The 7,792-nt window shown below is 32.9% G+C and carries 9 protein-coding genes; 4 read left to right on the top strand and 5 right to left on the bottom strand.

Going from position 1 to position 7,792, the window contains the following annotated elements; genetic code table 11:
• Positions 1–73: 73 nt before the first annotated feature.
• Positions 74–430 carry an ArsC/Spx/MgsR family protein gene (locus RMN92_RS00315; RefSeq protein ID WP_309607465.1) on the bottom strand — a complete coding sequence of 119 codons (357 nt, stop codon included), beginning with the start codon at positions 428–430 and terminating at the stop codon, positions 74–76.
• A gap of 78 nt (positions 431–508) precedes the next feature.
• On the opposite strand from RMN92_RS00315, the gene RMN92_RS00310 reads away from it, so the two are divergent.
• Together RMN92_RS00310 and RMN92_RS00305 are read left to right on the top strand one after the other, a co-directional pair.
• A complete protein-coding gene (locus tag RMN92_RS00310) occupies positions 509–970 on the top strand; it encodes a DinB family protein (protein WP_309607464.1) in 462 nt (153 codons plus the stop codon).
• 31 nt (positions 971–1,001) lie between these two features.
• Positions 1,002–2,150: a cystathionine gamma-synthase gene (locus RMN92_RS00305; protein WP_309607462.1), complete on the top strand. Its 1,149-nt coding sequence runs from the start codon at positions 1,002–1,004 to the stop codon at positions 2,148–2,150.
• 67 nt (positions 2,151–2,217) lie between these two features.
• Here RMN92_RS00305 and RMN92_RS00300 read toward each other — a convergent pair whose 3' ends face one another.
• Positions 2,218–3,027, bottom strand: coding sequence for a THC0290_0291 family protein (locus RMN92_RS00300; protein WP_309607461.1), 810 nt, complete (start codon positions 3,025–3,027; stop codon positions 2,218–2,220).
• A 203-nt stretch (positions 3,028–3,230) separates the two neighbouring features.
• Between RMN92_RS00300 and gdhA the strand changes: the two genes are divergently transcribed.
• The gene (gene gdhA, locus RMN92_RS00295; RefSeq protein WP_309607460.1) at positions 3,231–4,574 is read left to right on the top strand and encodes an NADP-specific glutamate dehydrogenase; all 1,344 of its coding nucleotides are present in this window, start codon (positions 3,231–3,233) and stop codon (positions 4,572–4,574) included.
• 48 nt (positions 4,575–4,622) lie between these two features.
• Here gdhA and RMN92_RS00290 read toward each other — a convergent pair whose 3' ends face one another.
• From RMN92_RS00290 to rplU, 3 genes are all read right to left on the bottom strand, one after another.
• Positions 4,623–5,072: a 6-carboxytetrahydropterin synthase gene (locus RMN92_RS00290; RefSeq protein ID WP_309607459.1), complete on the bottom strand. Its 450-nt coding sequence runs from the start codon at positions 5,070–5,072 to the stop codon at positions 4,623–4,625.
• A 146-nt stretch (positions 5,073–5,218) separates the two neighbouring features.
• Complete coding sequence (gene rpmA, locus RMN92_RS00285) at positions 5,219–5,479, bottom strand: 50S ribosomal protein L27 (protein WP_309607458.1); 261 nt, start codon at positions 5,477–5,479, stop codon at positions 5,219–5,221.
• 30 nt (positions 5,480–5,509) lie between these two features.
• On the bottom strand, positions 5,510–6,193 hold the full coding sequence (gene rplU, locus RMN92_RS00280) for a 50S ribosomal protein L21 (RefSeq protein ID WP_309607457.1): 684 nt from the start codon (positions 6,191–6,193) through the stop codon (positions 5,510–5,512).
• Between the two features lie 209 nt (positions 6,194–6,402).
• Between rplU and RMN92_RS00275 the strand changes: the two genes are divergently transcribed.
• Complete coding sequence (locus RMN92_RS00275; protein ID WP_309607456.1) at positions 6,403–7,728, top strand: pitrilysin family protein; 1,326 nt, start codon at positions 6,403–6,405, stop codon at positions 7,726–7,728.
• Positions 7,729–7,792: the final 64 nt, after the last annotated feature.

The following is a 7,792-nucleotide window of genomic DNA, read 5'->3' as shown; positions in this document are numbered from 1 at the left end:
ATCTTTGGCAATCGTAAAAGTCACACCATAAATTATAGAAACAATTGTGGCGCCAATTAGTGCAAAATTTCTTTTAGACATTGCCAAACGCTTTCATGACTTGTAGCATATTTTGTTGCGTATTTCCAATATAAATTTTGTCATTTATAATAAATACTGGTCGGCTTAAAAAAGTATAATGTTCCAAAATGTATTTTTTATAATCATCTTCGGTTAACGATTTGTTTTTTAAATCCATCGATTTGTACAACTGTGCTTTTTTGCTAAAAAGTGCTTCATAACTGCCTGAAAGCATTTTCATTTTCTCTAATTCTTCCGTTGTAATCGGATTTTGTTTGATATCGTGAAATTCTAAAGAAATATTTTTTGGTAAAGATTTGATGATTTTCCGACATGTATCACAGGAAGCTAGATAATATATTTTATTCATGATTTTTAAAATTTCTAATTGCAAAGAAAATTCATTTGAAGGTTATATTCTGTATTTTTATAAAAAAATTAAAATTTTATGGAAACTGCTTTGCGGATATTTGAAAACAATAGAAACGTTTATTTACGATTATTAGAATCATTTTCACTAGAACAATTAAATAAAATTCCAAAAGGTTTTAGCAATAATATTGTTTGGAATATTGGTCACATTGTAGTGACACAACAAATTTTAGTCTACAAATTATCGGGTTTGCCATTAATAGTTTCCAAAGAAATGGAAGAAACCTATGTCAATGGCTCATTTCCTACTGGCAAAACTTCACAAAATGAAGTTGATGAGTTGAAAGTATTATTATTATCATCTGTTATAAAAACAAAGGAGGATTTTGGCAAACCAGATTTTTTTATAAATTATCAACCATATACTACAAAAAGTACTGGGTTTACTATCAATGACGCTTTGGATGCAATAGCTTTTAACAATTTTCATGAAGGAGTTCATTTTGGCATCATGCTTCAAATTAAAAAATTCATATAATCTTGTTATATTTGTATAAATATTTTAAAAAATGAAATTCAACACAAAAACTATACACGGCGGGCAACATCATGATCCAAGTACAGGAGCAGTTATGCCGCCAGTTTACCAAACTTCAACGTTTGTTCAAACAAGTCCCGGGAAACCTTTAAACCCAGATTATGAATACAGTCGCGCAGCAAATCCAACCAGATCTGCCCTTGAAAATGCATTGGCAAGTATCGAAAATGGCGTTCGCGGACTGGCTTTTTCATCAGGATTGGCAGCAACAGATTGTGTTTTGAGAGGTCTAAAAGCGGGCGATGAAGTTATTGCCATGGACGATTTATATGGTGGAACTTATAGAATGTTCACTCGTATATACAAAGATTCAGGAATAATTTTCCATTTTACGGATATGAATGATTTACCAAAATTTGAATCATTAATCAATTCAAATACAAGATTGGTTTGGGTCGAAACACCAACAAATCCATTAATGAAATTGGCTGACATTCAAGAAATCGCAAAAATTACAAAAGCTAAAAAAATACTGTTTGCTGTCGATAATACTTTTGCAACACCTTATTTGCAAAAGCCACTTGATTTAGGTGCAGACATTGTTATGCATTCTGCGACCAAATACCTTGGCGGACATTCAGATGTAATTGCTGGAGCTTTGATAGTAAAAGATGCAGCACTTGGCGATCAATTGCATTTTCAACAGTTTGCTACTGGTGCAACATTGGGTCCCATGGATTCATTTTTGATTTTACGCGGTATAAAAACTTTGCATCTTCGTGTGCAACGTCATTGCGAAAATGGGGTGAAAGTTGCTGATTTTTTATTGAATCATCCAAAGGTAGAAAGGGTTTATTATCCAGGATTGCCATCGCATCCATACCATGAAATTGCAAAAAAACAAATGATTGGCGGTTTTGGTGGTATGGTGACCTTTACATTCAAATCTGGCAAAAAAGAAGATGCGATTTCATTTTTAGAAAAAGTAAAAGTTTTTACATTGGCAGAATCTCTGGGTGGTGTGGAATCATTAGCAAATCATCCAGCTTTGATGACCCACGCTTCGATTCCAGAAGATAAAAGAAAAGAAATTGGAATTTCAGATGATTTGGTAAGACTAAGTGTTGGCATTGAAGATATTGATGATTTAATTGATGACTTAAAACAAGCACTACAATAAAATTATAATTATAAAAAAAGGGCTGTAAAAATATTTTTACAGCCCTTTTTTTATTTGAAATATTAGATTACAAATAATATATATATCCAAAATTTAACCATAAATTCCAGTCATTTGCTCTGTTTTCTTTGTAAACATCTGGATTAGGATTTAATCCATCAACCCAGTTTGAAAAATAATATTGTACGCGCAAATCAAGAATCAAGTCAGACAATGGTGTTAATTTATAACGTGTACCTACACTTGAAACTATTGAAAAAACCGTGCCGCTTTTATTGGTAAATCCAAATTTTTCACCATCTGAAGGATCCAAATATTTTTGTGGGGTTGTTAAGGAAGTTCCCAGAGGGCCTAAACTTGATTTTGCCGTTGGTGTGTAAAAACTAAACTGCCCACCCAAACTTACGAACGGTGCAAAACCTCCAGTTGTTGCTGTAAATTCTCTGATACTCCAAGGATGAAATTCAATTTGCATTCCAATATTGGTAACAGATGTACTGCCTTCCATTGCTTTCAATTGTTTAGCAAAATTAGAATTTGCCACTTTTTCTGGGGTAACATATTTTCCAAAATGATTCAACTTTGTTTTATTGAAAGACAATTCTGTTCTTAATTTAAAATGATCATTAAAATAGGTTTCAGGAGTATAACAGCTACAATCAGCTTTGTATGAGAAATTAAGATAATGAATTAATCCTATTCCAAAACCAGTGTTTCCTGAGTTGGTTTTAAAATCATTTCTTTCTCCGTAATCTGATTGAAATGCGACAGGTCCAGCAATTATACCAACTTCATGGGAAAAATTTCCAAATTGAGCATGAGATATGCTAATTGATCCTATGGTAAACAAAATTATTAGATTAAATAATTTGGGCATAATTGTATATTTAAATCATTATACAACAAATATATAAAAACAACAAACACTTCGGCAACAAAACATAAAAAAAACTTAAAATTGATACATTTAATAACATATGATAAGTTTAAATATAAATTTTCTTGGCTATATTTTTATAAAATGTATATTTGCTGTTCGTAACGAAAACGTTTGCATTAAACGTTAATAATCTATAACTCATGTCACAAAGTATTGATGCTTTCATCGAAGCAGTAGGTAAAAGAAATCCAAATGAGCCTGAATTTATGCAGGCAGTTAAAGAGGTTGCAGAAACTGTAATTCCTTTTATTGAAAAAAATAAAAAATATGAAGGCAAAATGCTTTTGGAAAGAATGGTCGAAGCAGAACGTATTATTATGTTCAGGGTGGTTTGGCTTGATGACTCTGGAAATACACAAGTAAATCGTGGGTATAGAATCCAAATGAACTCAGCTATTGGTCCGTACAAAGGTGGAATTCGTTTTCATCCATCAGTAAATTTAAGTATTTTGAAGTTTTTAGCTTTCGAACAAACTTTCAAAAATAGTTTGACAACATTGCCAATGGGTGGTGGAAAAGGTGGAGCAGATTTTGATCCAAAAGGAAAATCAGACAATGAAATCATGAAATTCTGTCAATCATTTATGACTGAATTATCTAAACATATTGGTGGAAATACCGACGTTCCTGCTGGAGATATTGGCGTTGGTGGTCGTGAAGTAGGTTATATGTTTGGTCAATACAAACGCTTAAGAAATGAGTTTACAGGCGTTTTAACTGGAAAAGGAATTTCTTTTGGAGGTTCACTTATTCGTCCAGAAGCAACAGGCTATGGCGATGTGTATTTTGCACAAAGTATGTTGCAAACCAAAGGAACTAGCTTTACAGGAAAAACAGTTGTAGTTTCTGGATCAGGAAATGTAGCACAATATGCTGCCGAAAAGGCAACACAATTGGGTGGAAAAGTAGTTACAATGTCAGATTCTGCTGGATACATTTATGACGAAGCTGGAATTGATGCCGAAAAATTGGCATATGTTATGGAAATTAAAAACGTAAACTATGGTCGTATCAGTGATTATTTAAAAAAATACCCAAGTGCAAAATACATTGCTGGAAAACGTCCTTGGGAAGTTAAATGCGATATTGCCTTGCCTTGCGCTACCCAAAACGAACTGAATGAAGAAGAAGCCAAAATGCTTGTTGCAAACGGTTGTATTTGTGTTGCTGAAGGTGCAAATATGCCTTCAACACCAGAAGCTGTTACTGTTTTCCAAAACGCAAAAATTTTATTTGCACCAGGAAAAGCCTCAAATGCTGGTGGTGTAGCAACATCTGGGCTTGAAATGTCTCAAAATTCATTGCGTTTGTCTTGGAGTTCAGAAGAAGTGGATGAAAGACTTAAAAATATTATGTTAAACATTCACGCTTCATGTGTAAAATATGGTTCTGAAGAAAATGGCTATATCGATTATGTAAAAGGAGCAAATATTGCTGGTTTCGTAAAAGTTGCAGATGCTATGTTAGGTCAGGGAGTGGTTTAATTATTTTATAGATACAAAAAAAGACTGCTGAAAAGCAGTCTTTTTTTATTAATTATCCTCCGCAAACCATTCTGCAAAAGAGGTCTCTGTTTCCTGCAATCGCAAAGAATACAATTGAATGTTTTCTGGCAATCTCTTTTTTATTTTTTCAGAAAAATCTATCACCATGTTTTCGCTAGTGGGTTGATAATCTACAAGAATTACTTCATGTCCGCGTGATTTGAGTTCGTTTGCTAATTCTACGTGTGGGGTTGTGCCATTAAAAACCGTGGCATGGTCAAAAACATCGACAATATCTTCTTTGACTATTTTTTTTAAGTCAGAAAAATCGATTACCATACCAAATTTTACATTGTTTCTATCAGATATGGGCGTGCCAATAACAGTTACCGAAAGTTTATAACTGTGTCCGTGAACATTTTTACATTTACCATCATAACCATATAAGGCGTGACCAGTTTCGAAACTAAATTGCTTGGTAATTCTAATTTTGCTCATAAAAAATAATTGAATACAAAGGTATTAAATAAACACGAATTTCTCGAATTATCACAAATTTGAGTCTTAAAAAATTTGTGAAATTTGTGTTAAACAAAAAAACGCCCAATTACTTGGGCGTTTTGTAAACTATAAGTTAGTATAGACTAAGCTTCAAAAGCAATTACAGAGACATAAGATTTGTTTTCACCTTTTTTCTGAAATTTCACTACTCCAGGAACTCTTGCATGCAAAGTGTGATCTTTAGACATGTAAACGTTTTCTCCTGGGTTGTGTTTAGAACCTCTTTGTCTAACAATGATATTTCCAGCTATTGCAGCTTGACCACCATAAATCTTAACGCCTAAACGTTTTGATTCTGATTCTCTACCATTTTTCGAACTACCGACACCTTTCTTGTGAGCCATGACGTTTTGGTTTTATAAGTTAATAATTAATTAAACAGCTTTACCGTTGTTTAATTCATCTTGCAATTTCTTTAATTCGTCCATTTTACCATCGGCAGCAAGTTGTGCTTGTTGTGCCCAAGTAGTTGGATCTAAATGTTGAACTTTAGCTTCAGCACCATCTAAAATTTCATTGATTTTTGCTACTTTAGCTTTAGCTAATTTTGCAAATGTATCAATTCCTGCAGCTACCAATACTTCAGCAGCTTTTGGTCCAATACCTTCAATGATTTTCAAATCATCAGCTTTTGCTACTTTAGCTTTTGGAGCTTTAGTTTCTGCTTTCGCTTCCACAATTTTTTCTGCTTTTGGCGCTTTTACTTCAACAGCTTTTTCCGCTTTTGGAGCAGATTTTTTACCGCCTGTAGCCAATATGCTTTCAATTACAATTTGAGTAAGATACTGTCTGTGACCGTTTCTCTTTTTATAACCTTTTCTTCTTTTCTTCTTGAAAACGATTACTTTATCTCCTTTTAAGTGTTGTAACACTTTGGCTTCTACAGAAGCACCTTCTATAGCTGGGGCGCCTAAAGTGATTGTGCCATTATCATCCAATAAAAGAACTTTTTCAAAAGAAATTTTTGAACCTTCTTCATCAGATAAACGGTGAACATAAACCTTTAAGTCTTTGCTTACTTTAAATTGTTGCCCTGCTATCTCTACGATTGCGTACATAACAATGATGTTTAATTAATTTTTTAAGTGTGCAAATATACAATTATTTTTCATATCCGCAACTTGAGTCTAAAAAAAATTATTCTGGTTGAATTCTACAACATTTTATAAAAAATGGTTAAATGATTTATAGAAATATGAAAATAAAGTATATTTGGCGTAACAATTATTTAAATAAAATACTAATTGAAAACAAATTACTAATTAATATGAAAAAATCGTTAATGGCAATAAGTTCATTATTTCTGCTTGGCGGAACTGCGACTGCTCAAAATGTTGAGTTTCAGGAATACAAACTAGACAACGGAATGCACGTTATTTTGCATCAGGACAAATCTGCTCCAGTGGTCATCACTTCTGTGATGTACCATGTAGGTTCAAAAGATGAGACTCCAAATCGTACTGGTTTTGCTCATTTTTTTGAACATTTATTGTTCGAAGGCACAAAAAATATCGCTCGGGGCGAATGGTTTAAAATTGTCACCGCAAATGGTGGTGTTAACAATGCCAATACTTCCGATGATAGAACTTATTATTACGAAGTATTTCCTTCAAACAACTTAGAACTAGGATTGTGGATGGAATCTGAAAGATTGATGCATCCTGTTATCAATAAAATTGGAGTCGATACTCAAAATGAAGTTGTTAAAGAAGAGAAAAGACTTCGTGTTGACAATCAGCCTTACGGAAATCTTCTGGCAGAAGTTAAAAAGAACATGTTTGTAAAGCATCCTTACCGTTGGGCAACTATTGGTTCCATGGAACATCTTGATGCCGCAACTTTAAAAGAATTTCAAGATTTTAATGCCAAATATTATGTGCCAAACAATGCTGTTTTGGTTGTAGCAGGCGATTTTGAGTTTGCCAACGCTACCAAATGGGTACAACAATATTTTGGAGGAATTAAACGTGGTGCAGATATTAAAAGAGAAACTTTCGTAGAAGAACCAATTTCTCAAACATTGAAAGCAACTTATCAAGATTCAAATATTCAAATTCCAATGATGGTGGCATCTTATAGAACGCCATCAATGAAAACTCGTGAAGCTAGAGTGCTTGATTTGATTTCTACTTATTTGAGCGATGGTAAAAGTTCTAAATTATATAAAAAAGTGGTAGACGATAAAAAAATGGCATTACAAATAGGTGCTTTTAATTATTCTCAAGAAGATCATGGTTTATACATATTATATGGATTGCCGTTGGGAAAAAATACGATGACAGATTTATTGAAAGAAGTTGATGAAGAAATTGTAAAATTGCAAACTGAATTAATTTCTGAAAAGGATTTTCAAAAACTCCAAAATAAATATGAAAACCAATTTGTAGATAATAATGCAACTATTGAAGGTGTCGCATCAAACTTGGCAACTTACTACATGCTTTACGGCGATGTAAATTTAATTAATACCGAAGCCGATATTTACAGATCTATTACAAGAGAGGAAATTAAAGATGTTGCAAATAAATATTTAAATGCAAACCAACGATTAATTCTTGATTACATTCCATCTAAAGACAAAGCGCAAAACTAAAAAAATGAGAAAAATAATTATATTGACAAGCCTGTTTTTAACATTTACATCTATGCAGTCACAA

This window comes from Flavobacterium sp., assembly GCF_031363805.1.
Classification (GTDB): domain Bacteria; phylum Bacteroidota; class Bacteroidia; order Flavobacteriales; family Flavobacteriaceae; genus Flavobacterium.
The sequence above is the reverse complement of the archived record's forward strand: the minus strand, read 5'-3'. Positions and strand labels throughout refer to the sequence as shown.

Bases quoted from the DNA above. Each gene is read 5' to 3' on its own strand.
- RMN92_RS00315 (WP_309607465.1), bottom strand. From the start codon at position 430: ATGAATAAAATATATTATCTAGCTTCCTGTGATACATGTCGGAAAATC.
- RMN92_RS00310 (WP_309607464.1), top strand. From the start codon at position 509: ATGGAAACTGCTTTGCGGATATTTGAAAACAATAGAAACGTTTATTTA.
- RMN92_RS00305 (WP_309607462.1), top strand. From the start codon at position 1,002: ATGAAATTCAACACAAAAACTATACACGGCGGGCAACATCATGATCCA.
- RMN92_RS00300 (WP_309607461.1), bottom strand. From the start codon at position 3,027: ATGCCCAAATTATTTAATCTAATAATTTTGTTTACCATAGGATCAATT.
- gdhA (WP_309607460.1), top strand. From the start codon at position 3,231: ATGTCACAAAGTATTGATGCTTTCATCGAAGCAGTAGGTAAAAGAAAT.
- RMN92_RS00290 (WP_309607459.1), bottom strand. From the start codon at position 5,072: ATGAGCAAAATTAGAATTACCAAGCAATTTAGTTTCGAAACTGGTCAC.
- rpmA (WP_309607458.1), bottom strand. From the start codon at position 5,479: ATGGCTCACAAGAAAGGTGTCGGTAGTTCGAAAAATGGTAGAGAATCA.
- rplU (WP_309607457.1), bottom strand. From the start codon at position 6,193: ATGTACGCAATCGTAGAGATAGCAGGGCAACAATTTAAAGTAAGCAAA.
- RMN92_RS00275 (WP_309607456.1), top strand. From the start codon at position 6,403: ATGAAAAAATCGTTAATGGCAATAAGTTCATTATTTCTGCTTGGCGGA.